The sequence below is a fragment of the Escherichia sp. KTE96 genome (assembly GCF_000408525.1).
In the GTDB taxonomy this organism is placed as follows: Bacteria; Pseudomonadota; Gammaproteobacteria; order Enterobacterales; family Enterobacteriaceae; genus Escherichia; species Escherichia marmotae.
The window spans coordinates 1,134,016-1,157,323 of record NZ_KE137149.1; the positions used below are offsets into that span (position 1 = coordinate 1,134,016).

Below are 23,308 nucleotides of genomic sequence, written 5' to 3' on the forward strand. Positions count from 1 at the left end.
TACGTTCCCGTTTGTTTTATTTTTGTTAACATTTAATATAATTATTATTAACCTCGTGAACGCGTTAATGGCTAACTCATAATGGGTATTCAATTGGCTGTATTCTGTGATGGTAATCACAGGTTTTCATCGGATAAAAACAGAGTGTTTTAATTTAAATATTCGTTATTAATCAACTAAATGAGTTTGGTTTTGAGTGAAAATCCAGCATCTGACTTTCAATATTGGTGATCCATAAAACAATATTGAAAATTTCTTCTTTCAACACCGTGTTTTCAATATTGGTGAGGCGCTTAACAATATTGAAAGTTGGATTTATCTACGTGTGACATTTTCAATATTGGTGATTAAAGTTTTATTCCAGAATTAAATGACGTGATATCTGTAATTAACACCACCGATATGAACGACGTTTCCTTCATGATTTCTGGAGATGCAATGAAGATTATTACTTGCTATAAGTGCGTGCCTGATGAACAGGATATTGCGATCAATAATGCTGATGGTTCATTAGATCTCAGCAAAGCCGATGCGAAAATAAGCCAATATGATCTGAACGCTATTGAAGCGGCTTGCCAGTTAAAACAGCAGGCGACTGAGGCGCAGGTGACGGCTTTAAGTGTGGGCGGCAAAGCCCTGACTAATGCCAAAGGACGTAAAGATGTGCTGTCTCGCGGCCCGGATGAACTGATTGTGGTGATTGATGACCAGTTCGAGCAGGCACTGCCGCAACAAACGGCGACTGCACTGGCTGCCGCGGCGCAGAAAGCAGGCTTTGATCTGATCCTCTGTGGTGACGGTTCTTCCGACCTTTATGCCCAGCAGGTTGGTCTGCTGGTGGGTGAAATCCTCAACATTCCGGCAGTTAACGGTGTCAGCAAAATCCTCTCCCTGACGGCAGATACCCTCACCGTTGAGCGCGAACTGGAAGATGAAACAGAAACTTTAAGCATCCCGCTGCCTGCGGTCGTTGCTGTTTCCACTGATATCAATGCCCCACAAATTCCTTCGATGAAAGCCATTCTCGGCGCGGCGAAAAAGCCAGTCCAGGTGTGGTCGGCGGCAGATATCGGTTTTAACGCCGTGGAAGCCTGGTCTGAACAACGGGTTGCCGCACCGAAACAGCGCGAGCGTCAGCGCATCGTGATTGAAGGCGACGGCGAAGAACAGATCGCCGCATTTGCTGAAAATCTTCGCAAAGTCATTTAATTACAGGGGATGCTATGAACACGTTTTCTCAAGTCTGGGTATTCAGCGATACCCCTTCTCGTCTGCCGGAACTGATGAACGGCGCGCAGGCTTTAGCTCATCAAATCAATGCGTTTGTTCTGAGTGACGACGACGGCGCACAGGCAATCCAGTTTGGTGCTAATCATGTCTGGAAATTAAGCGGCAAACCGGACGATCGGATGATCGAAGATTACGCCGGAGTGATGGCAGACACCATTCGCCAGCACGGCACAGACGGCCTGGTACTACTGCCGAACACCCGTCGCGGCAAATTACTGGCGGCGAAACTGGGTTATCGCCTGAAAGCGGCGGTTTCTAACGATGCCAGCGCCGTCAGCGTGCAGGATGGTAAAGCGACGGTGAAACACATGGTTTACGGCGGCCTGGCGATTGGCGAAGAACGCATTGCCACGCAGTATGCGGTACTGACCATCAGCAGCGGCACGTTCGATGCGGCTCAGCCGGACACGTCAAGTACAGGTGAAACGCACACCGTGGAGTGGCAGTCTCCGGCTGTGGCGGTTACCCGCACGGCAACGCAGGCGCGCCAGAGCAACAGTGTCGATCTCGACAAAGCCCGTCTGGTGGTTAGCGTCGGTCGCGGCATTGGCTGTAAAGAGAACATTGCGTTGGCAGAGCAACTTTGCCAGGTGATTGGCGCGGAGTTGGCCTGTTCTCGTCCGGTGGCGGAAAACGAAAAATGGATGGAGCACGAGCGCTATGTTGGTATCTCCAACCTGATGCTGAAACCTGAACTGTACCTGGCCGTGGGGATCTCCGGGCAGATCCAGCACATGGTTGGCGCTAATGCGTCACAAACCATTTTCGCTATCAACAAAGATAAAAATGCGCCGATCTTCCAGTACGCGGATTACGGCATTGTTGGCGACGCCGTGAAGATCCTTCCGGCGCTGACGGCGGCTTTAGCGCGTTGATCTACTCTGGCAGGGCTGCTTTTGGCCCTGCCGCTGACAGGGAGTTCTTATGTCCGAAGATATCTTTGATGCCATCATCGTTGGTGCAGGGCTGGCCGGTTCGGTTGCCGCGCTGGTGCTCGCCCGCGAAGGGGCACAAGTGTTAGTTATCGAGCGTGGCAATTCCGCTGGCGCTAAGAATGTTACCGGCGGGCGTCTCTATGCCCACAGTCTGGAACACATCATTCCTGGTTTTGCCGAAAGCGCCCCCGTTGAACGCCTGATCACTCATGAAAAACTTGCGTTTATGACCGAAAAGTCAGCGATGACTATGGACTACTGCAATGGCGACGAAACCTCGCCATCCCAGCGCTCTTACTCCGTTTTACGCAGCAAATTTGATGCCTGGCTGATGGAGCAGGCCGAAGAAGCGGGCGCGCAGTTAATTACCGGAATTCGCGTCGATAACCTTGTGCAGCGCGATGGCAAAGTTGTCGGCGTAGAAGCCGATGGCGATGTGATTGAAGCGAAAACGGTGATCCTCGCTGATGGTGTGAACTCCATTCTTGCCGAAAAGCTGGGAATGGCGAAACGCGTCAAACCGACGGATGTGGCGGTTGGCGTGAAGGAATTGATCGAGTTACCGAAGTTGGTTCTCGAAGACCGTTTTCAGTTGCAGGGTAATCAGGGCGCGGCCTGCCTGTTTGCGGGGACACCCACCGATGGCCTGATGGGCGGTGGCTTCCTTTATACCAATGAAAACACCCTGTCACTGGGGCTGGTTTGCGGCCTGCATCATCTGCATAACGCGAAGAAATCGGTGCCACAAATGCTGGAAGATTTCAAACAGCATCCGGCGGTTGCACCGCTGATCGCGGGTGGCAAGCTGGTGGAATACTCTGCTCACGTAGTGCCAGAAGCGGGTATCAACATGTTGCCGGAACTGGTTGGTGACGGCGTGCTGATTGCCGGTGATGCCGCCGGAATGTGTATGAATCTCGGCTTTACCATTCGTGGTATGGATCTGGCGATTGCCGCCGGAGAAGCAGCAGCGAAAACCGTGCTTTCAGCGATGAAAAACGACGATTTCAGTAAGCAGAAACTGGCGGAGTATCGTCAGCATCTGGAGAGTGGCCCGCTGCGCGATATGCGTATGTACCAGAAGCTACCGGCTTTTCTTGATAACCCACGTATGTTTAGCGGCTATCCGGAACTGGCGGTGGGTGTGGCGCGTGACCTGTTCACCATTGATGGCAGTGCGCCGGAACTGATGCGCAAGAAAATCCTCCGCCACAGCAAGAAAGTGGGTTTCATCAATCTGATCAAGGATGGCATGAAAGGAGTGACCGTTTTATGACTTCTCCCGTCAATGTGGACGTCAAACTGGGCGTCAATAAATTCAATGTTGATGAAGAGCATCCGCACATTGTTGTGAAGTCTGATGCCGATAAACAGGCGTTGGAACTGCTGGTGAAAGCGTGCCCGGCGGGTCTGTACAAAAAACAGGATGACGGCAGCGTACGCTTCGATTACGCCGGATGTCTGGAGTGTGGAACCTGCCGCATTCTTGGGCTGGGGTCGGCGCTGGAGCAGTGGGAATACCCGCGCGGCACCTTTGGCGTGGAGTTTCGTTACGGCTGATGTTGGTCTGATACGTAACGCCGTACTGACCCCCATTGCTAAAAAACAGGATCAACCCATGCAACCGTCCAGAAACTTTGACGATCTCAAATTCTCCTCTATTCACCGCCGTATTTTGCTGTGGGGAAGCGGTGGCCCGTTTCTGGATGGCTATGTGCTGGTAATGATCGGCGTGGCGCTGGAGCAACTGACTCCGGCGCTAAAACTGGACGCTGACTGGATCGGCCTGCTGGGCGCGGGAACCCTCGCCGGGCTGTTCGTTGGCACATCGCTGTTTGGCTATATCTCCGATAAAGTCGGACGACGCAAAATGTTTCTCATCGATATCATTGCTATCGGGGGGATTTCTGTTGCGACGATGTTTGTCTCATCACCTGTCGAACTGCTGGTGATGCGGGTGCTCATCGGCATTGTTATCGGCGCGGATTATCCCATCGCCACCTCGATGATCACCGAGTTCTCCAGCACCCGTCAGCGGGCGTTCTCCATCAGCTTTATCGCCGCTATGTGGTATGTCGGCGCGACCTGTGCCGATCTGGTCGGCTACTGGCTTTATGATGTGGAAGGCGGCTGGCGCTGGATGCTGGGCAGTGCGGCGATCCCGTGTTTGTTGATTTTGATTGGTCGATTCGAACTGCCCGAATCTCCCCGCTGGCTGTTGCGCAAAGGGCGAGTGAAAGAGTGCGAAGAGATGATGATCAAATTGTTTGGCGAACCGGTGGTTTTCGATGAAGAGCAGCCGCAACAAACTCGTTTTCGCGATCTGTTTAACCGCCGCCATTTTCCTTTTGTCCTGTTTGTGGCCGCCATCTGGACCTGCCAGGTGATCCCGATGTTCGCCATTTACACCTTTGGCCCACAAATCGTCGGTCTTCTGGGGTTAGGCGTCGGCAAAAACGCGGCGCTGGGAAACGTGGTGATTAGCCTGTTCTTTATGCTCGGCTGTATTCCGCCGATGCTCTGGCTGAACACTGCCGGACGACGTCCATTGTTGATCGGCAGCTTTGCCATGATGACGCTGGCATTGGCGGTTTTGGGGCTGATCCCGGATATGGGGATCTGGCTGGTGGTCATGGCGTTTGCGGTGTACGCGTTTTTCTCCGGCGGGCCAGGCAATTTGCAGTGGCTTTATCCTAATGAACTCTTCCCGACGGATATTCGCGCCTCAGCCGTGGGCGTCATTATGTCTCTGAGTCGTATCGGTACAATTATCTCAACCTGGGCGCTGCCGATCTTTATTAATAATTACGGTATCAGCAATACTATGCTGATGGGGGCGGGGATCTCGCTGTTTGGCCTGCTGATTTCTGTGGCGTTTGCTCCGGAGACGCGTGGGATGTCGTTGGCGCAGACCAGTAATATGACAATTCGCAGGCAGCGTGCAGGATAACTTATTCAGATTTCTCTCTTTTCTGAATCAATATTATTGACTATAAGCCGCGTGAATATGTGACTACACTTTGTGGAAAACAAAGGTGTAAACGCGCAGGCTAACTATGATTCTAATCATTTATGCGCATCCGTATCCGCATCATTCCCATGCGAATAAACGGATGCTTGAACAGGCAAGGACGCTGGAAGGCGTCGAAATCCGCTCTCTTTATCAACTCTATCCTGACTTCAATATCGATATAGCGGCCGAGCAGGAGGCGCTCTCTCGTGCCGATCTGATCGTCTGGCAGCACCCAATGCAGTGGTACAGCATTCCGCCGTTGCTCAAATTGTGGATCGATAAAGTCTTCTCACACGGCTGGGCTTACGGACACGGCGGTACGGCGTTGCATGGCAAACATTTGCTGTGGGCGGTGACGACTGGCGGTGGGGAAAGTCATTTTGAGATTGGTACTCATCCGGGCTTTGATGTGTTGTCGCAGCCGCTACAGGCGACGGCAATCTACTGCGGGCTGAAATGGCTGCCGCCGTTTGCCATGCACTGTACCTTTATTTGTGACGACGAAACTCTCGAAGGGCAGGCGCGCCACTATAAACAACGTCTGCTGGAATGGCAGGAGGCACATCATGGATAGTCATACGCTGATTCAGGCGCTGATTTATCTCGGTTCGGCGGCGCTGATTGTGCCGATTGCAGTACGTCTCGGTCTTGGTTCGGTACTTGGCTACCTGATTGCAGGTTGCATTATTGGCCCGTGGGGGCTGCGGCTGGTGACCGATGCTGAATCTATTCTGCACTTTGCCGAAATCGGCGTGGTGCTGATGCTGTTTATCATCGGTCTCGAACTCGACCCACAAAGGCTGTGGAAGCTGCGGGCGGCAGTATTCGGCGGTGGCGCATTGCAGATGGTGGTTTGCGGCGGCCTGCTGGGGCTGTTCTGCATGTTACTCGGTATGCGCTGGCAGGTGGCAGAACTGATTGGCATGACGCTGGCGCTCTCATCAACGGCGATTGCCATGCAGGCGATGAATGAACGCAACCTGACGGTGACGCAAATGGGGCGCAGTGCCTTTGCGGTGCTGCTGTTCCAGGATATCGCGGCGATCCCGCTGGTGGCGATGATCCCCTTGCTGGCGGCGAGCAGTGCCTCGACTACGCTAGGTGCATTTGCCTTGTCAGCGTTAAAAGTGGCGGGCGCGCTGGTGCTGGTGGTATTACTGGGGCGCTATGTTACGCGTCCGGCGCTGCGTTTTGTTGCCCGCTCTGGCTTGCGGGAAGTGTTTAGTGCAGTGGCTTTATTCCTCGTGTTTGGCTTCGGTTTGCTGCTGGAAGAGGTTGGTCTGTCGATGGCGATGGGCGCGTTTCTGGCGGGCGTGCTGCTGGCAAGCTCGGAATATCGTCATGCGCTGGAAAGCGATATCGAACCGTTCAAAGGCTTGTTGTTAGGGTTGTTTTTTATCGGCGTTGGGATGTCGATAGACTTTGGCACGCTGATTGAAAACCCGTTGCGCATTGTCATTCTGCTGTTCGGTTTCCTCATCATCAAGATTGCCATGCTGTGGCTGATTGCCAGACCGTTGCAGGTGCCGAATAAACAGCGTCGCTGGTTTGCGGTGCTGTTAGGGCAGGGCAGTGAGTTTGCCTTTGTGGTGTTTGGCGCGGCGCAAATGGCGAATGTGCTGGAGCCGGAGTGGGCGAAATCATTGACCCTGGCGGTGGCGCTGTCGATGGCAGCAACGCCGATTTTGCTGGTGATCCTCAACCGTCTTGAGCAATCCGGCACTGAAGAGGCGCGCGAAGCTGATGAGATCGACGAAGAACAGCCGCGGGTGATTGTTGCCGGATTCGGGCGTTTTGGTCAGATCACCGGACGTTTGCTGCTCTCCAGCGGAGTGAAAATGGTTGTGCTCGATCATGATCCTGACCATATAGAAACGTTGCGCAAATTTGGCATGAAGGTGTTTTACGGCGATGCCACGCGGATGGATTTGCTGGAATCTGCCGGAGCGGCGAAAGCGGAAGTGCTGATTAATGCCATTGACGATCCGCAAACCAACCTGCAACTGACGGAGATGGTGAAAGAACATTTTCCGCATCTGCAGATTATTGCCCGCGCCCGTGATGTCGATCACTACATTCGTTTGCGCCAGGCTGGCGTGGAAAGGCCAGAGCGTGAAACCTTTGAGGGAGCGCTCAAAACCGGGCGTCTGGCGCTGGAAAGTTTAGGCCTGGGGCCATATGAAGCGCGAGAACGTGCTGATGTGTTCCGCCGCTTTAATATTCAAATGGTGGAAGAGATGGCGATGGGCGAAAACGACACCAAAGCCCGCGCGGCAGTCTATAAACGCACCAGCGCGATGTTAAGCGAAATCATTACTGAAGACCGGGAACATCTGTCATTAATTCAACGGCATGGCTGGCAGGGAACCGAAGAAGGGAAACATACCGGCAACATGGCGGATGAGCCAGAAACTAAGCCGTTGTAATCAAAAAGTGTGATGTGTCGCATGCTTTACAACTAACTGTTTGTTTTTGCGCAACTGTAATGCGGCGAGTCCAGGGGCATAGCGTGGACTCGCCAGCAAAATAAAAATTTTCCTCAACATCATCCTCTCGCCAGTCGACGAAGGTTTACGCTTTACGTATAGTGACGACAATTTTTTTTATCGGGAAATCTCAATGATCAGTTTGATTGCGGCGCTAGCGGTAGATCGCGTTATCGGCATGGAAAACGCCATGCCGTGGAATCTGCCTGCCGATCTCGCCTGGTTTAAACGTAACACCTTAAATAAACCTGTGATTATGGGTCGCCATACCTGGGAATCCATTGGTCGCCCGTTACCTGGACGCAAGAATATTGTCATTAGCAGCCAGCCGGGTACGGATGATCGCGTAATGTGGGTGAAATCGGTTGATGAAGCCATCGCTGCCTGTGGTGACGTACCGGAGATTATGGTGATTGGCGGCGGTCGCGTATACGAGCAGTTTCTGCCGAAAGCGCAAAAACTGTATCTGACGCATATCGATGCGGAAGTAGAAGGCGACACCCATTTCCCGGATTACGAGCCGGATGACTGGGAATCGGTGTTCAGCGAGTTCCACGACGCCGATGCGCAGAACTCTCACAGCTATTGCTTTGAGATTCTGGAACGGCGGTAAGTTTGTATAGAATTGACGGCTAGTGCCGGATGCGACGCCGGTCGCGTCTTATCCGGCCTTCCTGTATCAGGCTGTGTTTAAGACGCCGCCGCTTCCCCCATATCCTTGTGCCGGTTCGACGGCTGGACAAAATACTGCTTATCTTCCCAGCGCAGGCAGGTTAATGAACCGCCCCAGCAGCAACCGGTATCCAGCGCGTAAATGCCTTCCGGTGTGCCTTTTCCTTCCAGCGATGCCCAGTGACCAAACACAATGTTGTACTCTTCGCTAACTGGCCCAGGAATGGTAAACCACGGTTTCAACGGTGCAGGTGCGTCTTCCGGCGACTCTTTGCTGTACATATCCAGTTGACCGTTCGGGAAGCAAAAACGCATCCGGGTAAATGCGTTGGTGATAAAACGCAGTCGCGCCAGACCACGTAACTCTGGCGTCCAGTTGTTCGGCATGTCGCCGTACATGGCGTCAAGGAAGAAAGGATAGGAGTCACTCGACAACACCGCTTCTACGTCGTGAGCACACTCTTTGGCGGTCTCTAAGTCCCATTGCGGCGTGATCCCCGCATGGGCCATCACCAGTTTTTTCTCTTCGTCGATTTGCAGTAAAGGCTGACGGCGTAGCCAGTTAAGTAACTCGTCGGCGTCAGGTGCTTCCAGTAAAGGAGTCAGGCGATCTTTCGGCTTGTTGCGGCTGATTCCGGCGAATACCGCCAGAAGGTGTAAATCGTGATTGCCCAGTACCAGACGCACGCTGTCACCTAATGATTTCACGTAGCGCAGGACATCCAGCGAACCAGGGCCGCGCGCGACCAGGTCGCCCGTCAGCCAGAGGGTATCTTTCCCAGGGGTAAATTCTATTTTGTGTAGCAATGCGATCAGTTCATCGTAACAGCCATGAACATCGCCAATAAGGTATGTCGCCATATTATTTTAATGAATGAGTATTGGAACGGAGAGTCGGAATACGGGAATATCGATGCTGAACGGAACGCCGTTTTCATCGATCATTTCGTAGTGACCCTGCATGGTGCCCATCGGTGTTTCGATAATCGCACCGCTGGTGTACTGGTACTCTTCGCCAGGGGCGATATGTGGCTGGACGCCCACCACACCTTCGCCCTGGACTTCGGTTTCACGGCCATTGCCGTTAGTGATCAGCCAGTAACGTCCCAACAACTGCACTGGCGCTCGCCCCAGGTTGCGTATGGTTACAGTATAAGAAAAAACGTAACGCTCATTATCAGGTGAAGACTGCGCTTCAATGTAAACACTTTGAACCTGAATACACACTCGGGGCGAATTGATCATCGTTAACTCTCCTGCAAAGGCGCGTTCTCCGCCAGATAGTTCGCCATCTGGCAATATTGCGCGACAGAGATGTTTTCCGCTCGCATCGCCGGGTCGATGCCCATTCCTGTTAACACCTCGACGCTAAACAGATTGCCGAGACTGTTACGAATGGTTTTACGACGCTGGTTAAAGGCTTCGGTGGTGATACGGCTTAACACGCGAACATCTTTAACCGGGTAAGGCATCGTTGCATGAGGAACCAGGCGCACGACGGCGGAATCCACTTTTGGTGGTGGTGTAAAGGCTGATGGCGGTACTTCCAGCACCGGGATCACGTTGCAATAATATTGCGCCATGACGCTTAATCGACCATACGCTTTGCTGTTCGGTCCTGCAACCAGACGATTCACCACCTCTTTTTGCAACATAAAGTGCATGTCGGCAATGGCATCAGTATAGCTAAACAGATGGAACATCAACGGTGTGGAGATGTTATATGGCAGGTTACCGAAAACACGTAGCGGCTGACCCATTTTCTCGGCCAGTTCACCGAAGTTAAAGGTCATTGCATCCTGCTGATAAATCGTCAGTTTCGGGCCTAAGAACGGATGCGTTTGCAGACGTGCCGCCAGATCGCGGTCAAGTTCGATGACCGTCAGTTGATCCAGACGCTCACCGACAGGCTCGGTCAACGCTGCCAGACCGGGGCCGATTTCGACCATCGCCTGACCCTTCTGCGGGTTAATGGCAGAAACAATGCTGTCGATCACGAACTGATCGTTGAGAAAGTTTTGCCCGAAGCGTTTACGGGCTAAGTGGCCCTGGTGGACTCGTTTATTCATTGGGTATTAACAATCATTTTGATGGCGAGATTAAGCGCCGTAATAAAACTGCCGACATCAGCTTTGCCACGTCCCGCCAGTTCCAGCGCGGTGCCGTGGTCAACAGATGTGCGAATAAAGGGCAGGCCCAGCGTAATGTTCACACCGCGCCCGAAGCCCTGGTATTTTAGCACGGGAAGACCCTGATCGTGGTACATCGCCAGCACCGCGTCGGCGTTGTCGAGATATTTAGGCTGAAACAGGGTATCGGCAGGCAGCGGCCCGTTGAGTTTCATCCCCTGCGCCCGTAACTCGTCGAGCACTGGAATGATGGTGTCTATCTCTTCCGTGCCCATATGACCGCCTTCGCCCGCGTGCGGATTCAGGCCACAGACCAGAATCCGCGGTTCGGCAATGCCAAATTTCGTACGCAAATCGTGATGTAAAATAGCAATCACTTCGTGCAGAAGTTGTGGGGTGATGGCGTCAGCAATATCGCGCAGCGGTAAATGCGTGGTTGCCAGCGCGACGCGAAGTTCTTCGGTCGCCAGCATCATCACCACTTTTTTCGCCTGCGAGCGTTCTTCGAAAAACTCGGTATGACCGGTAAACGGAATACCGGCGTCGTTAATGACGCCTTTATGCACCGGCCCGGTGATCAGCGCGGCAAATTCACCGTTCAGGCAGCCATCGCACGCTCGCGCCAGCGTCTCCACCACATAATGCCCATTTTCAACCGCTAATTGACCCACAGTTACAGATGCTCGTAGCGCGACAGGAAGCAGCGTTAATGTGCCCGCAGTTTGCGGTTGCGCAGGGGAGTTGGGGGAATAAGGGCGGAGGGTAAGCGGCAAACCGAGCATCGCTGCCCGGTCGGTAAGGAGAGTGGCATCGGCACAAACAACCAGTTCGACCGGCCACTCACGTTGTGCAAGCTGGACAACTAAGTCCGGGCCAATCCCGGCTGGCTCGCCGGGAGTGATCACAACACGTTGGGTTTTAACCATTAGTTGCTCAAAATTTTCACATAGGCGCTGGCGCGTTGTTCCTGCATCCAGCTTGCTGCTTCTTCCGAGAACTTACGGTTCATCAGCATCCGGTAAGCACGATCTTTCTGCGCCGCATCGGTTTTATCAACATTACGGGTATCCAGCAGTTCGATTAAATGCCAGCCGAATGAAGAGTGAACCGGTGCGCTCATTTGACCTTTGTTCAGACGGGTCAGCGCGTCACGGAAGGCCGGATCAAAAATATCTGGCGTAGCCCAGCCGAGATCGCCGCCCTGGTTAGCAGAGCCGGGATCCTGGGAGAACTCTTTCGCCGCAGCGGCAAACGTGGTTTTGCCACTCTTGATATCGGCAGCAATCTGTTCCAGTTTCACGCGGGCCTGTTCGTCAGTCATGATCGGAGATGGTTTCAGCAGAATATGGCGAGCGTGTACTTCGGTCACCGAGATATTTTTGCTTTCGCCGCGCAGGTCGTTAACTTTCAGAATGTGGAAGCCGACGCCGGAACGAATCGGACCAACAATATCGCCTTTCTTCGCGGTACTTAATGCCTGGGCGAAAATCCCTGGCAGTTCCTGAATGCGGCCCCAGCCCATCTGGCCACCGTTCAGCGCCTGCTGATCGGCAGAGTGAGCGATCGCCAGCTTACCGAAATCAGCGCCGTTACGAGCCTGATCGACAATGGCGCGCGCCTGCGTTTCCGCTTCGTTCACCTGCTCAGAAGACGGATTTTCCGGCAGCGGGATCAGGATGTGGCTCAAGTTCAGTTCAGTGCTGGCATCATTCTGATTACCGACCTGCTGCGCCAGAGCTTCAACTTCCTGCGGCAGGATAGTGATGCGACGACGTACTTCGTTGTTACGCACTTCAGAGATAATCATCTCTTTGCGGATCTGGTTACGATAGGTGTTGTAGTTCAGTCCATCGTAGGCCAGACGGCTGCGCATCTGATCCAGCGTCATGTTGTTCTGTTTGGCAATGTTAGCAATCGCCTGATCGAGCTGCTCATCGGAGATTTTTACTCCCATTTTCTGCCCCATCTGCAGGAGGATTTGATCCATGATCAAACGCTCCATGATTTGGTGGCGCAGTGTCGCGTCATCAGGAAGTTGCTGCCTTGCCTGGGCGGCATTCATTTTTACCGACTGCATTAATCCATCAACGTCGCTTTCCAGCACGACGCCGTTATTGACGACGGCTGCGACTTTATCGACTACCTGGGGGGCAGCGAAACTGGTATTCGCGATCATCGCGATACCGAGAAGCAGCGTTTTCCAGTTCTTCATACTTTTTCCATTTCAATTAACCGCACTGCGGATTACGTGGTAAATCAACAAATCACAAAGAGTTTTGATACGGCAGAATGTTCGAACGTAGCATCTCTTGCGTACCCAGACCGTAGTTGGAACTCAGGCCGCGCAGTTCGATGTTAAAGCCGATTGCGTTGTCATATACCGCATGTTGTTTATCGTTATCCCAACCGTTCAGCTTCCGCTCGTAACCGACGCGAATCGCATAGCAGCAGGAGCTGTATTGCACACCTAACATTGAGTCGGCCTGCTTGTTCGCATTGGTATCGTAGTAGTAGGCTCCAACGATTGACCAACGATCGGCAATCGGCCAACTGGCGACGGCACCTACCTGCGAAATACCGTTCTTATACTGTTCGGCAGTGGAATAGTATTTAGGCAATGTAGCCTGAATATATTCCGGGCTGGCGTAACGGTAGTTGAACTGCACCAGACGGTCTTCATCCCGACGGTATTCAATGCTGGAGCTACTGGTTGCTACGTTATCCAGACGAGTATCGTACTGAATCCCGCCACGCAGCCCCCAACGCTCGGAGATGCGCCAGTAAGTATCGCCTGCCCATACCAGTGAGCCAGTTTTGTCGTCATTCTCCCATTTTATGTTGTCATCGCCGGTGCGAGACTCCGTGAAATAGTAGATTTGACCAACGGAAATATTAAAACGTTCAACGGCTGCGTCATCATATATGCGAGATGTGACACCGGTCGTCACCTGGTTAGCGGAAGAAATACGGTCAAGACCGCCGTAAGTCCGGTCCCGGAACAGGCCCGAGTAGTCGGATTGCAACAAAGCAGAATCGTAGTTGTAGATATCGCTCTGATCGCGATACGGCACGTACAGGTATTGCGCGCGCGGTTCCAGCGTTTGGGTGTAACCCGGTGCCAGCATTTCCATATCGCGTTCAAAGACCATTTTGCCGTCAACTTTGAATTGCGGCATCACACGGTTAACGGATTCGTCCAGCTTGGTCGTGTTTCTGGAGTTATACCAGTCAAGATTGGTTTGCTGATAATGGGTTGCCAGCAACTTCGCTTCGGTATTGATGCTGCCCCAGTTATTAGAGAGCGGCAAATTGATGGTCGGTTCCAGGTGAACACGGGTTGCTTCAGGCATGTCGTCTCTGGTGTTAACAAAGTGCACTGCCTGGCCGTAAATACGCGTATCAAACGGACCAACATCATTCTGGTAGTAGTTAACGTCTAACTGCGGCTCTGCCGAGTAGCTACTGGTGTTTTGCTCGCTGAAGACCTGGAACTGCTTGGTTGAAACGGTGGCATTGAAGTTTTGCACCGCATAGCCAACGCTGAATTTTTGCGTTGCGTAACCATCAGTACTGGAACCGTACTTGTTATCGAAATCATTGAAATAGGTAGGGTCGCTAACTTTGGTGTAGTCGATGTTAAAGCGCCACACCTGATCCATGACCCCGGAGTGTTGCCAGTAGAACAACCAACGACGTGAATTGCTATCTTCTGGATGTTCATCTTCATAGACTTTATCCGAAGGTAGATAGTCCAGCTCCATCAAGCCAGCACCCGCCTGGGTGAGATAACGGAATTCGTTTTCCCACATAATGTTGCCACGACGATGCATATAATGCGGCGTGATGGTGGCATCCATATTTGGCGCGATGTTCCAGTAATATGGCAGGTAGAACTCAAAATAGTTGGTAGATGTGTACTTGGCGTTCGGGATCAAGAAACCTGAGCGGCGTTTGTCACCCACCGGTAACTGCAGATACGGGCTATAAAAGATCGGAACCGGACCCACTTTAAAGCGGGCGTTCCAGATCTCTGCGACTTGTTCTTCGCGGTCATGAATAATTTCGCTACCTACCACGCTCCATGTATCAGAACCAGGCAGACAGGAGGTAAAGCTACCGTTATCCAGAATGGTGTAGCGGTTTTCGCCACGCTGTTTCATCAGGTCCGCTTTACCGCGCCCCTGGCGACCCACCATCTGGTAATCACCTTCCCAGACGTTGGTATCTTTGGTGTTCAGATTCGTCCAACCTTTCGGCCCCTTGAGGATCACCTGGTTATCGTCGTAATGGACGTTACCGAGCGCATCAACGGTACGTACAGGTTCCGGTTGTCCTGGTGCCTCTTTTTGATGGAGCTGCACTTCGTCGGCCTGCAGACGGCTGTTACCCTGCATGATATCCACGCTGCCAGTAAACACGGCGTCATCGGGGTAATTCCCCTTTGCATGGTCAGCATTAATCGTCACGGGTAAGTCGTTAGTATCGCCCTGTACCAGAGGACGGTCATAGCTTGGCACGCCCAACATACACTGTGAGGCGAGGTCGGCTGCCAGTCCCTGTTGACTATAAAGGGCGGTGGCAATCATGGTGGCCAGGAGAGTGGGGATACGTTTTTTCATACGTTGATTTTATTGTTCCATCATCGGTAACGTTGCGCGTGACAAACGGTCAGAGACTAACGTACTCGTCATCTCTACGCTAGTGTTAATCCTGTCCGAATAGCGTCAGTGGTGTTAGGCACGGCATTGAATGACAGGTATGATAATGCAAATTATAGGCGATGTCCCACAATTGACCGCAGCCGGAAAACGGTAAAAGCACCTTTATATTGTGGGAGATAGCCCTGATATCCGTCTGTCGATTTGGGGAATATATGCAGTATTGGGGAAAAATCATTGGCGTGGCCGTGGCCTTACTGATGGGCGGCGGCTTTTGGGGCGTTATATTAGGTCTGTTAATCGGCCATATGTTTGATAAAGCCCGTGGCCGCAAAATGGCGTGGTTCGCCAACCAGCGTGAGCGTCAGGCGCTGTTTTTTGCCACCACGTTTGAAGTGATGGGGCATTTAACCAAATCCAAAGGACGTGTTACTGAGGCTGATATTCATGTCGCCACATTGCTCATGGATCGGATGAATTTACACGGCGCTTCCCGTACAGCGGCGCAAAATGCGTTCCGGGTCGGAAAATCAGACAATTACCCACTGCGCGAAAAGATGCGACAGTTTCGCAGTGTCTGTTTTGGTCGTTTTGACTTAATTCGTATGTTTCTGGAGATCCAGATTCAGGCGGCGTTTGCCGATGGTTCGCTGCATCCAAATGAACGCGCAGTGCTGTATGTGATTGCCGAAGAGTTAGGGATCTCCCGCGCCCAGTTTGACCAGTTCTTGCGTATGATGCAGGGCGGTGCGCAGTTTGGTGGCGGTTATCAGCAACAGTCTGGCGGTGGCAACTGGCAGCAGGCGCAACGAGGCCCGACGCTGGAAGATGCCTGTAATGTGCTGGGTGTGAAGCCGACGGATGAGGCGACCACCATTAAACGTGCCTACCGTAAGCTAATGAGCGAACATCATCCGGATAAGCTGGTGGCGAAAGGTCTACCGCCGGAGATGATGGAGATGGCGAAACAGAAAGCACAGGAAATTCAGCAAGCGTATGAGCTGATTAAGCAGCAGAAAGGATTTAAATAAGTTTCAAATTGTAGGCCTGATAAGACGCTGCCCGCGTCGCATCAGGCAATCGGCGCAAAATTGCCGGATGCGGCGTGAACGCCTTCTCCGGCCTACCGAACTTCGCCAGCGTGACGATTAAAAATCCGCTGGCGCTTTAAACGTCATACTATTGCCATATGCCGGATGGGTAATCGTCAACATCTCTGCATGTAACAATAACCGCGGTGCCATCGCTCTCGCTTCTGGTGAAGCATAAAAACGATCGCCAAGAATCGGATGACCCAGCGCCAGCATATGCACACGTAGCTGATGAGAACGTCCGGTAATCGGCTTTAACACCACTCTTGCGGTGTTATCCGCCGCATACTCCACCACTTCATATTCCGTCTGCGCAGGCTTACCCGTTTCGTAACAGACTTTCTGTTTCGGGCGGTTTGGCCAGTCGCAAATCAGTGGCAGATCGACCAGACCTTCGGCGGGGGATGGATGCCCCCAGACGCGAGCCACATACTGCTTTTTCGGCTCGCGCTCGCGGAACTGACGTTTTAATTCTCGCTCTGCGGCTTTAGTTAGCGCCACTACAATCACGCCGCTGGTGGCCATATCCAGGCGATGTACCGATTCCGCCTGCGGATAATCACGCTGAATGCGCGTCATCACGCTGTCTTTGTGCTCCTCCAGACGCCCCGGCACAGACAACAACCCACTCGGCTTGTTGACCACCATAATGTGATCATCCTGATACAGGACAACCAGCCAGGGTTCCTGCGGCGGATTGTAGTTTTCCATCCCCATCTTCGGCTCCGTTACTGATGCGTTACAACGATCAAACGCAGGGCATCCAGACGCCAGCCTGCCTGATCCAGACTTTCCATAACCTGCTGACGGTTGCTCTCAATGGCAGCCAGTTCGTCGTCACGAATGTTCGGGTTAACCGCGCGCAGTGCTTCCAGACGCGACAGTTCCGCAGACAGTTTTTCGTCGGCTTCGTTACGTGCCGCATCAATCAATGCACGGGCAGACTTCTCAATCTGCGCTTCGCCCAGTTGCAGAATGGCGTGAACCTCTTGCTGCACAGCGTTAACCAGCTTGCTACCGGTGTGGCGATTCACTGCGTTAAGCTGACGGTTGAAGGTTTCAAACTCTACCTGCGCCGCCAGGTTGTTGCCGTTTTTATCCAGCAGCATACGCACTGGTATCGGCGGCAGGAAGCGGTTGAGTTGCAACTGCTTCGGTGCCTGTGCTTCAACCACGTAAATCAGCTCCAGCAACAGCGTGCCTACAGGCAGCGCTTTGTTTTTTAGCAGCGAAATCGTGCTACTGCCGGTATCGCCAGAAAGGATCAGATCCAGACCGTTGCGGATCAGCGGATGCTCCCAGGTAATAAACTGTGCATCTTCACGCGCCAGCGCTACTTCACGGTCGAAGGTGATGGTAATACCGTCTTCCGACAAACCCGGGAAGTCCGGCACCAGCATATGATCGGAAGGCGTCAGTACGATCAGGTTGTCGCCACGATCGTCCTGGTTGATACCAATAATATCGAACAGGTTCATGGCGAAGGCGATCAGGTTGGTATCGTCATCCTGTTCTTCAATGCTTTCAGCCAGCGCCTGGGCTTTTTCGCCGCCGTTGGAATGGATCTCCAGCAGACGGTCACGGCCCTGCTCCAGTTGCGCTTTCAGGGCTTCATGTTGCTCGCGGCAATTTTTGATCAACTCATCAAAGCCTTCGGTTTGATCCGGTGAAGCCAGGTAGTTAATCAGATCGTTGTACACACTATCGTAGATAGCGCGTCCGGTCGGGCAGGTGTGCTCGAATGCATCCAGACCTTCGTGATACCAGCGCACCAGTACCGACTGGGCTGTTTTCTCCAGATAAGGTACGTGGATCTGAATATCGTGCGCCTGACCGATACGATCCAGACGACCAATACGCTGTTCCAGCAGATCCGGGTTGAACGGCAGATCGAACATCACCATGTGGCTGGCGAACTGGAAGTTACGCCCTTCAGAACCGATTTCTGAGCACAGCAGTACCTGCGCGCCGGTGTCTTCTTCTGCAAACCAGGCGGCAGCGCGGTCACGTTCGATAATCGACATGCCTTCGTGGAACACGGCTGCGCGGATACCTTCACGCTCGCGCAGTACCTGCTCCAGTTGCAGCGCGGTGGCAGCTTTGGCGCAGATCACCAGCACTTTCTGCGAGCGGTGGCTGGTCAGGTAGCCCATCAACCACTCAACGCGCGGATCGAAGTTCCACCAGGTGGCGTTATCGCCTTCAAATTCCTGATAAATACGTTCCGGGTAGAGCATATCGCGAGCGCGATCTTCCGCACTCTTACGTGCGCCCATAATGCCGGACACTTTAATTGCCGTCTGATACTGCGTCGGCAGCGGCAGCTTAATGGTGTGCAGTTCGCGTTTCGGGAAGCCTTTTACGCCATTACGCGTGTTACGGAACAGCACGCGGCTGGTGCCGTGGCGATCCATCAGCATGGAAACCAGCTCCTGACGGGCGCTCTGGGCATCTTCACTGTCGCTGTTTGCGGCCTGCAATAGCGGTTCGATGTCCTGCTCGCCAATCATTTCACCTAACATGTTCAGCTCGTCGTTGCTCAGTTTGTTACCAGCCAGCAGCATGGCAACGGCATCGGCCACCGGACGATAATTTTTTTGCTCTTCAACGAATTGCGCGAAATCGTGGAAACGGTTCGGGTCCAGCAGACGCAGGCGGGCAAAGTGGCTTTCCATCCCCAGTTGTTCCGGGGTTGCGGTCAGCAGCAGAACGCCAGGCACATGCTCTGCCAGTTGTTCAATGGCCTGATATTCACGGCTCGGCGCATCTTCGCTCCACACCAGGTGGTGCGCTTCATCGACAACCAGAAGATCCCATTCGGCTTCGCACAGATGTTCCAGACGCTGTTTGCTGCGGCGGGCAAAATCTAGCGAGCAAATCACCAGTTGTTCGGTATCGAACGGGTTGTAGGCGTCGTGCTGGGCTTCGGCGTAACGCTCGTCATCAAACAGCGCAAAACGCAGGTTGAAGCGGCGCAGCATTTCTACCAGCCACTGATGTTGCAAGGTTTCCGGCACGATAATCAGCACACGCTCGGCAGCGCCAGACAGTAGTTGCTGATGCAGGATCATCCCGGCTTCAATGGTTTTCCCTAAACCGACTTCGTCAGCCAGCAGGACACGCGGCGCATGGCGGCGGCCGACATCATGCGCGATGTTGAGCTGATGCGGGATCAGGCTGGTACGCTGACCGCGCAGGCCGCTGTACGGCATACGGAACTGTTCGCTGGAATACTTACGCGCGCGATAACGCAACGCAAAGCGGTCCATACGGTCAATCTGCCCGGCAAACAGACGATCCTGCGGTTTGCTGAACACCAGCTTGCTATCAAGGAAAACTTCACGCAGAGCCACGCCGGACTCTTCGGTATCCAGGCGAGTACCGATATAGGTCAGCAAGCCATTTTCTTCTTTTACTTCTTCGACTTGCATCTGCCAGCCGTCATGGCTGGTAATGGTATCACCAGGGTTGAACATCACGCGGGTCACGGGAGAATCACTGCGTGCATACAGACGGTTTTCACCAGTAGATGGGAAAAGTAAAGTGACAGTTCGCGCATCCACCGCGACAACGGTTCCAAGTCCTAATTCGCTTTCTGTATCGCTGATCCAGCGTTGACCAAGTGTAAAAGGCATATGTGTTTGGCTCTATATCTTTAATTGCAGGCAATAACTACCCGCTACCAGGCTAATGCGGTAGTGGTGTTATTCAGGTCCAGGAATGGAAAGGGCGCTATGGTACTGGATGGCGGCGCTTTCGTCACGCATCAAAATGGCATCTGACGAACTCTTTTTTTGCTCAAAATAGCCCAAGTTGCCCGGTCATAAGTGTAGCAAAATTATCCTCAATAAAGGGGAGTATTCCTTCCGCCACAGGTTGAAGCTGGCGGGTCAGATAGTGTTCGTAATCCAGCGGCGAACGTTGATAGTCCAGCGGCTCCGGGCCGTTGGTGGTCCATACGTACTTAATGGTGCCGCGGTTCTGGTATTGCAAGGGGCGGCCGCGCTTTTGGTTTTCTTCATCGGCAAGGCGAGCAGCGCGTACGTGAGGCGGCACATTTCGTTGATATTCGCTTAGCGGGCGGCGGAGCCGTTTACGGTAAACCAGTCGGGCATCCAGTTCGCCCGCCATCAGTTTGTCGATAGTTTCGCGCACGTATTCCTGATACGGTTCATTGCGAAAGACACGCAAATACAGCTCCTGCTGAAACTGCTGAGCCAGCGGTGTCCAGTCGGTACGCACGGTTTCCAGTCCTTTAAACACCATCCGTTGCTTGTCGCCTTCCTGAATCAGCCCGGCATAACGCTTTTTACTGCCGGTATCAGCTCCGCGAATGGTAGGCATCAGAAAACGGCAGAAATGAGTTTCATACTCCAGTTCCAGTGCGCTGGTCAGCCGTTGTTTTTGCAGCGTTTCCGCCCACCAGGCGTTAACGTGCTGTACCAGTGCGCGACCGATTTTCGCCGCCTCTTCTTCGCAATGTGCGCCTTTCAGCCAGACAAATGTTGAGTCGGTGTCACCGTAGATCACGTCATAACCCTGTGCTTCAATTAACGCTTTGGTTTGTCGCATGATCTGATGGCCGCGCATGGTGATCGACGACGCCAGGCGCGGATCGAAGAATCGACAGGCGGTGGTGCCGAGCACGCCATAAAAGGCATTCATAATGATCTTCAGCGCCTGCGACAGCGGCTTATTGCCCTGGCGTTTGGCTTCATCACGCCCGTGCCAGATGTTAGTCACAATCTCCGGCAGGCAATGTTTCTCCCGCGAAAACCACGCATCGAGAAAACCTTCTGTGCTGTGCTCTGGATCAGGCTGCGCCATGCCTTCCACCAACCCGACGGGATCAATCAGAAAGGTGCGGATGATCGACGGGTACAGGCTTTTGTAGTCCAGCACCAACACCGAATCATAAAGTCCGGGTCGTGAATCCATCACATAGCCGCCAGGGCTGGCGTGAGGCGGCACTTCACCGAGATTGGGGGCGACATATCCGGCGCGATGCATACGCGGAAAATAGAGATGACCAAACGCAGCCACCGAACCGCCGTGCCTGTCAACCGGCAGGCCGTTCACCGTCGCTCGTTCGAGTAAAAATGGCATGATCTCGGTTTTATGGAAGATCTGTGTGACCAGTTCGCAATCTTTCAGGTTATAAGTCGCCAGTGCAGGCTTATCTTCGGTGAAACGGCGGTCAATTTCGTCCATGCGATCCCACGGGTTATCGATAGATTTGCCTTCGCCTAACAATTCCTGGGCAACGGTTTCCAGCGAAAACGAAGAGAAATTCCAGAACGCAGATTTCAGCGCTTCAATACCATCGATAATCAGCCGACCTTTGGCCTGGGCGAAAAAGACACCGTTTTTAAAGCCGTGCTCGCGCCACTCCAGCTCACTGTTATCGCGCCCCAGACGCAGGGGAATGCGATAACGCTCGGCATGTTTTTGCAGCATCCGTAGATCGAACTGCACTACGTTCCAGCCGATGATCACATCCGGATCGTGAGTTGCAAACCAGGCGTTGAGTTTTTCCAGTAGTTGCGGACGGCTGGCAACATACTCCAGATCGAAATTGAGCGCGGAGGCGTCGCCATTCTCTGGCCCCAGCATATAAACGATGCGCTGCCCGCAACCTTCCAGGCCGATACAGTACAGCTCACCGTGGCGGGTGGTTTCAATATCAATAGAAACCCACTTGAGCGGCGGACGATAGTCGGGATTAGGTTTCAGACGGGCGTTGACGATAGCGCCATCACGGAAATCACCGTCGACCCACACCGGAGCGGTGATAAAACGCTCCATCAGATAACGTTCTGGCGGACGCACATCGGCCTCGTAAACGGTGACGCCAGCTTCACGCAGGCGCTTTTCGTAATTCATCAACTGGCGATGGGCGCGACAGTAAAGGCCATGCACTGGCTGGCGGTGAAAATCCTTTAACGCCAGCGGCGTCAGACGAAATCCTTGCTCACTTTGCAAAATGAGCTGGGCGCGGGGAACCTGATCGGTGGGAATAAACGCCACGGATTCTTGCGGCGCAAGCGTAACGTGCAACGGCCCGTTGTCCGTCGCTAACCAAAAGGAAACTTCGGTTCCTTGCGGGGTATCCCGCCAGTGTCGGGTTAAGATAAAACCTGCCTGCGCCACGCTGAAAATCCATCAAAAAACCAGGCTTGAGTATAGCCTGGTTTCGGTCGATTGGCTGTGGTTTTATACAGTCATCACTGCCCGTAATACGCCTTCGCGCCATGTTTACGCAGGTAGTGCTTGTCCAGCAGCGTTTGCTGCATATCCGGTAACCGTGGCGCTAACTGGCGGCAGAAAATCCCCATATAAGCGACTTCTTCCAGCACGATGGCGTTGTGTACCGCATCTTCGGCGTTTTTACCCCACGCAAACGGGCCGTGAGAATGCACCAGCACGCCAGGCATTTGCGCCGCATCGATACCCTGTTTTTCGAAGGTTTCGACGATGACATTACCGGTTTCCCACTCATATTCGCCGTTGATTTCCGCATCGGTCATTTTGCGGGTGCAGGGAATGGTGCCGTAGAAATAGTCGGCGTGGGTAGTGCCAGTTGCCGGGATTGACTGGCCTGCCTGTGCCCAGATCGTGGCATGGCGGGAGTGGGTGTGCACAATGCCGCCGATGGACGGGAATGCCTGATAGAGCAGCCGGTGAGTTGGCGTGTCGGAGGAGGGCTTTTTCGTTCCTTCAACCACTTCACCGGTTTCGATGCTGACCACGACCATATCGTCGGCGGTCATGATGCTGTAATCGACGCCGGAAGGTTTGATCACAAAGACGCCGCGCTCGCGATCAACGGCGCTGACGTTGCCCCAGGTCAGTGTGACCAGGTTGTGTTTTGGGAGCGCCAGGTTGGCTTCTAATACCTGACGTTTGAGATCTTCTAACATGTTGACTCCTTCGTGCCGGATGCGCTTTGCTTATCCGGCCTACAAAATCAGCCTTCGGCTCGCAATCGCAGGCCTGATAAGACGCGCCAGCGTTGCATCAGGCGTTGCTTACTT

General features: G+C 53.2%; 19 protein-coding genes. 9 read left to right on the forward strand and 10 right to left on the reverse strand.

Annotated features, from left to right (window positions below):
- Positions 1 to 438: 438 nt before the first annotated feature.
- The 8 genes from A1WG_RS09035 to folA all read left to right on the forward strand — a co-directional run bounded on the left by A1WG_RS09035 (position 439) and on the right by folA (position 8,337).
- The gene (locus A1WG_RS09035) at positions 439 to 1,209 is read left to right on the forward strand and encodes an electron transfer flavoprotein FixA (RefSeq protein WP_001517725.1); all 771 of its coding nucleotides are present in this window, start codon (positions 439 to 441) and stop codon (positions 1,207 to 1,209) included.
- Between the two features lie 14 nt (positions 1,210 to 1,223).
- Positions 1,224 to 2,165 carry an electron transfer flavoprotein subunit alpha/FixB family protein gene (locus A1WG_RS09030; RefSeq protein ID WP_001517726.1) on the forward strand — a complete coding sequence of 314 codons (942 nt, stop codon included), beginning with the start codon at positions 1,224 to 1,226 and terminating at the stop codon, positions 2,163 to 2,165.
- A gap of 49 nt (positions 2,166 to 2,214) precedes the next feature.
- Positions 2,215 to 3,501: an FAD-dependent oxidoreductase gene (locus A1WG_RS09025; RefSeq protein ID WP_001517727.1), complete on the forward strand. Its 1,287-nt coding sequence runs from the start codon at positions 2,215 to 2,217 to the stop codon at positions 3,499 to 3,501.
- Entirely contained in the window at positions 3,498 to 3,785 is a 288-nt protein-coding gene (gene fixX / locus A1WG_RS09020) for a ferredoxin-like protein FixX (RefSeq protein ID WP_000203750.1), read from the forward strand. Before A1WG_RS09025 ends, fixX begins: the two co-directional genes overlap by 4 nt.
- A 58-nt stretch (positions 3,786 to 3,843) precedes the next feature.
- Positions 3,844 to 5,175: an MFS transporter gene (locus A1WG_RS09015; protein ID WP_001183182.1), complete on the forward strand. Its 1,332-nt coding sequence runs from the start codon at positions 3,844 to 3,846 to the stop codon at positions 5,173 to 5,175.
- A 106-nt stretch (positions 5,176 to 5,281) separates the two neighbouring features.
- The gene (kefF, locus tag A1WG_RS09010) at positions 5,282 to 5,812 is read left to right on the forward strand and encodes a glutathione-regulated potassium-efflux system oxidoreductase KefF (RefSeq protein ID WP_000600731.1); all 531 of its coding nucleotides are present in this window, start codon (positions 5,282 to 5,284) and stop codon (positions 5,810 to 5,812) included.
- Complete coding sequence (gene kefC / locus A1WG_RS09005; RefSeq protein WP_001517728.1) at positions 5,805 to 7,664, forward strand: glutathione-regulated potassium-efflux system protein KefC; 1,860 nt, start codon at positions 5,805 to 5,807, stop codon at positions 7,662 to 7,664. Before kefF ends, kefC begins: the two co-directional genes overlap by 8 nt.
- Positions 7,665 to 7,857: 193 nt before the next feature.
- Entirely contained in the window at positions 7,858 to 8,337 is a 480-nt protein-coding gene (folA, locus tag A1WG_RS09000) for a type 3 dihydrofolate reductase (protein WP_000624377.1), read from the forward strand.
- A gap of 77 nt (positions 8,338 to 8,414) precedes the next feature.
- On the opposite strand, the gene apaH is transcribed toward folA, so the two are convergent.
- From apaH to lptD, 6 genes are read right to left on the reverse strand one after another with little or no spacing between them, the layout of a single operon-like run.
- Entirely contained in the window at positions 8,415 to 9,257 is an 843-nt protein-coding gene (gene apaH, locus A1WG_RS08995; RefSeq protein WP_000257165.1) for a bis(5'-nucleosyl)-tetraphosphatase (symmetrical) ApaH, read from the reverse strand.
- Between the two features lie 6 nt (positions 9,258 to 9,263).
- Positions 9,264 to 9,641, reverse strand: coding sequence for a Co2+/Mg2+ efflux protein ApaG (apaG, locus tag A1WG_RS08990; protein ID WP_000610905.1), 378 nt, complete (start codon positions 9,639 to 9,641; stop codon positions 9,264 to 9,266).
- A gap of 2 nt (positions 9,642 to 9,643) precedes the next feature.
- The gene (gene rsmA, locus A1WG_RS08985) at positions 9,644 to 10,465 is read right to left on the reverse strand and encodes a 16S rRNA (adenine(1518)-N(6)/adenine(1519)-N(6))-dimethyltransferase RsmA (protein WP_001042778.1); all 822 of its coding nucleotides are present in this window, start codon (positions 10,463 to 10,465) and stop codon (positions 9,644 to 9,646) included.
- The gene (pdxA, locus tag A1WG_RS08980; protein ID WP_000241241.1) at positions 10,462 to 11,451 is read right to left on the reverse strand and encodes a 4-hydroxythreonine-4-phosphate dehydrogenase PdxA; all 990 of its coding nucleotides are present in this window, start codon (positions 11,449 to 11,451) and stop codon (positions 10,462 to 10,464) included. Before pdxA ends, rsmA begins: the two co-directional genes overlap by 4 nt.
- A complete protein-coding gene (gene surA / locus A1WG_RS08975) occupies positions 11,451 to 12,737 on the reverse strand; it encodes a peptidylprolyl isomerase SurA (protein WP_000800488.1) in 1,287 nt (428 codons plus the stop codon). Before surA ends, pdxA begins: the two co-directional genes overlap by 1 nt.
- Positions 12,738 to 12,789: 52 nt before the next feature.
- Positions 12,790 to 15,144, reverse strand: coding sequence for an LPS assembly protein LptD (lptD, locus tag A1WG_RS08970; protein ID WP_001517729.1), 2,355 nt, complete (start codon positions 15,142 to 15,144; stop codon positions 12,790 to 12,792).
- A 254-nt stretch (positions 15,145 to 15,398) separates the two neighbouring features.
- Between lptD and djlA the strand changes: the two genes are divergently transcribed.
- Entirely contained in the window at positions 15,399 to 16,214 is an 816-nt protein-coding gene (gene djlA / locus A1WG_RS08965; RefSeq protein WP_001200563.1) for a co-chaperone DjlA, read from the forward strand.
- A gap of 117 nt (positions 16,215 to 16,331) precedes the next feature.
- Here djlA and rluA read toward each other — a convergent pair whose 3' ends face one another.
- From rluA to araD, 4 genes are all read right to left on the reverse strand, one after another.
- The gene (gene rluA, locus A1WG_RS08960; protein ID WP_000525208.1) at positions 16,332 to 16,991 is read right to left on the reverse strand and encodes a bifunctional tRNA pseudouridine(32) synthase/23S rRNA pseudouridine(746) synthase RluA; all 660 of its coding nucleotides are present in this window, start codon (positions 16,989 to 16,991) and stop codon (positions 16,332 to 16,334) included.
- Positions 16,992 to 17,002: 11 nt separating this feature from the next.
- The gene (gene rapA / locus A1WG_RS08955; RefSeq protein WP_001517730.1) at positions 17,003 to 19,909 is read right to left on the reverse strand and encodes an RNA polymerase-associated protein RapA; all 2,907 of its coding nucleotides are present in this window, start codon (positions 19,907 to 19,909) and stop codon (positions 17,003 to 17,005) included.
- Positions 19,910 to 20,072: 163 nt separating this feature from the next.
- Positions 20,073 to 22,424: a DNA polymerase II gene (polB, locus tag A1WG_RS08950; protein ID WP_001517731.1), complete on the reverse strand. Its 2,352-nt coding sequence runs from the start codon at positions 22,422 to 22,424 to the stop codon at positions 20,073 to 20,075.
- Between the two features lie 74 nt (positions 22,425 to 22,498).
- A complete protein-coding gene (araD, locus tag A1WG_RS08945; protein WP_000888659.1) occupies positions 22,499 to 23,194 on the reverse strand; it encodes an L-ribulose-5-phosphate 4-epimerase in 696 nt (231 codons plus the stop codon).
- Positions 23,195 to 23,308 lie beyond the last annotated feature (114 nt).

Excerpts from the sequence above, each read along its gene's own strand:
- A1WG_RS09035 (WP_001517725.1), top strand. The coding sequence starts at position 439 with ATGAAGATTATTACTTGCTATAAGTGCGTGCCTGATGAACAGGATATT.
- rluA (WP_000525208.1), bottom strand. The coding sequence starts at position 16,991 with ATGGGGATGGAAAACTACAATCCGCCGCAGGAACCCTGGCTGGTTGTC.
- pdxA (WP_000241241.1), bottom strand. The coding sequence starts at position 11,451 with ATGGTTAAAACCCAACGTGTTGTGATCACTCCCGGCGAGCCAGCCGGG.
- araD (WP_000888659.1), bottom strand. The coding sequence starts at position 23,194 with ATGTTAGAAGATCTCAAACGTCAGGTATTAGAAGCCAACCTGGCGCTC.
- A1WG_RS09030 (WP_001517726.1), top strand. The coding sequence starts at position 1,224 with ATGAACACGTTTTCTCAAGTCTGGGTATTCAGCGATACCCCTTCTCGT.
- rsmA (WP_001042778.1), bottom strand. The coding sequence starts at position 10,465 with ATGAATAAACGAGTCCACCAGGGCCACTTAGCCCGTAAACGCTTCGGG.
- folA (WP_000624377.1), top strand. The coding sequence starts at position 7,858 with ATGATCAGTTTGATTGCGGCGCTAGCGGTAGATCGCGTTATCGGCATG.
- apaG (WP_000610905.1), bottom strand. The coding sequence starts at position 9,641 with ATGATCAATTCGCCCCGAGTGTGTATTCAGGTTCAAAGTGTTTACATT.
- A1WG_RS09025 (WP_001517727.1), top strand. The coding sequence starts at position 2,215 with ATGTCCGAAGATATCTTTGATGCCATCATCGTTGGTGCAGGGCTGGCC.
- rapA (WP_001517730.1), bottom strand. The coding sequence starts at position 19,909 with ATGCCTTTTACACTTGGTCAACGCTGGATCAGCGATACAGAAAGCGAA.
- lptD (WP_001517729.1), bottom strand. The coding sequence starts at position 15,144 with ATGAAAAAACGTATCCCCACTCTCCTGGCCACCATGATTGCCACCGCC.
- fixX (WP_000203750.1), top strand. The coding sequence starts at position 3,498 with ATGACTTCTCCCGTCAATGTGGACGTCAAACTGGGCGTCAATAAATTC.
- surA (WP_000800488.1), bottom strand. The coding sequence starts at position 12,737 with ATGAAGAACTGGAAAACGCTGCTTCTCGGTATCGCGATGATCGCGAAT.
- kefC (WP_001517728.1), top strand. The coding sequence starts at position 5,805 with ATGGATAGTCATACGCTGATTCAGGCGCTGATTTATCTCGGTTCGGCG.
- A1WG_RS09015 (WP_001183182.1), top strand. The coding sequence starts at position 3,844 with ATGCAACCGTCCAGAAACTTTGACGATCTCAAATTCTCCTCTATTCAC.
- apaH (WP_000257165.1), bottom strand. The coding sequence starts at position 9,257 with ATGGCGACATACCTTATTGGCGATGTTCATGGCTGTTACGATGAACTG.
- kefF (WP_000600731.1), top strand. The coding sequence starts at position 5,282 with ATGATTCTAATCATTTATGCGCATCCGTATCCGCATCATTCCCATGCG.
- djlA (WP_001200563.1), top strand. The coding sequence starts at position 15,399 with ATGCAGTATTGGGGAAAAATCATTGGCGTGGCCGTGGCCTTACTGATG.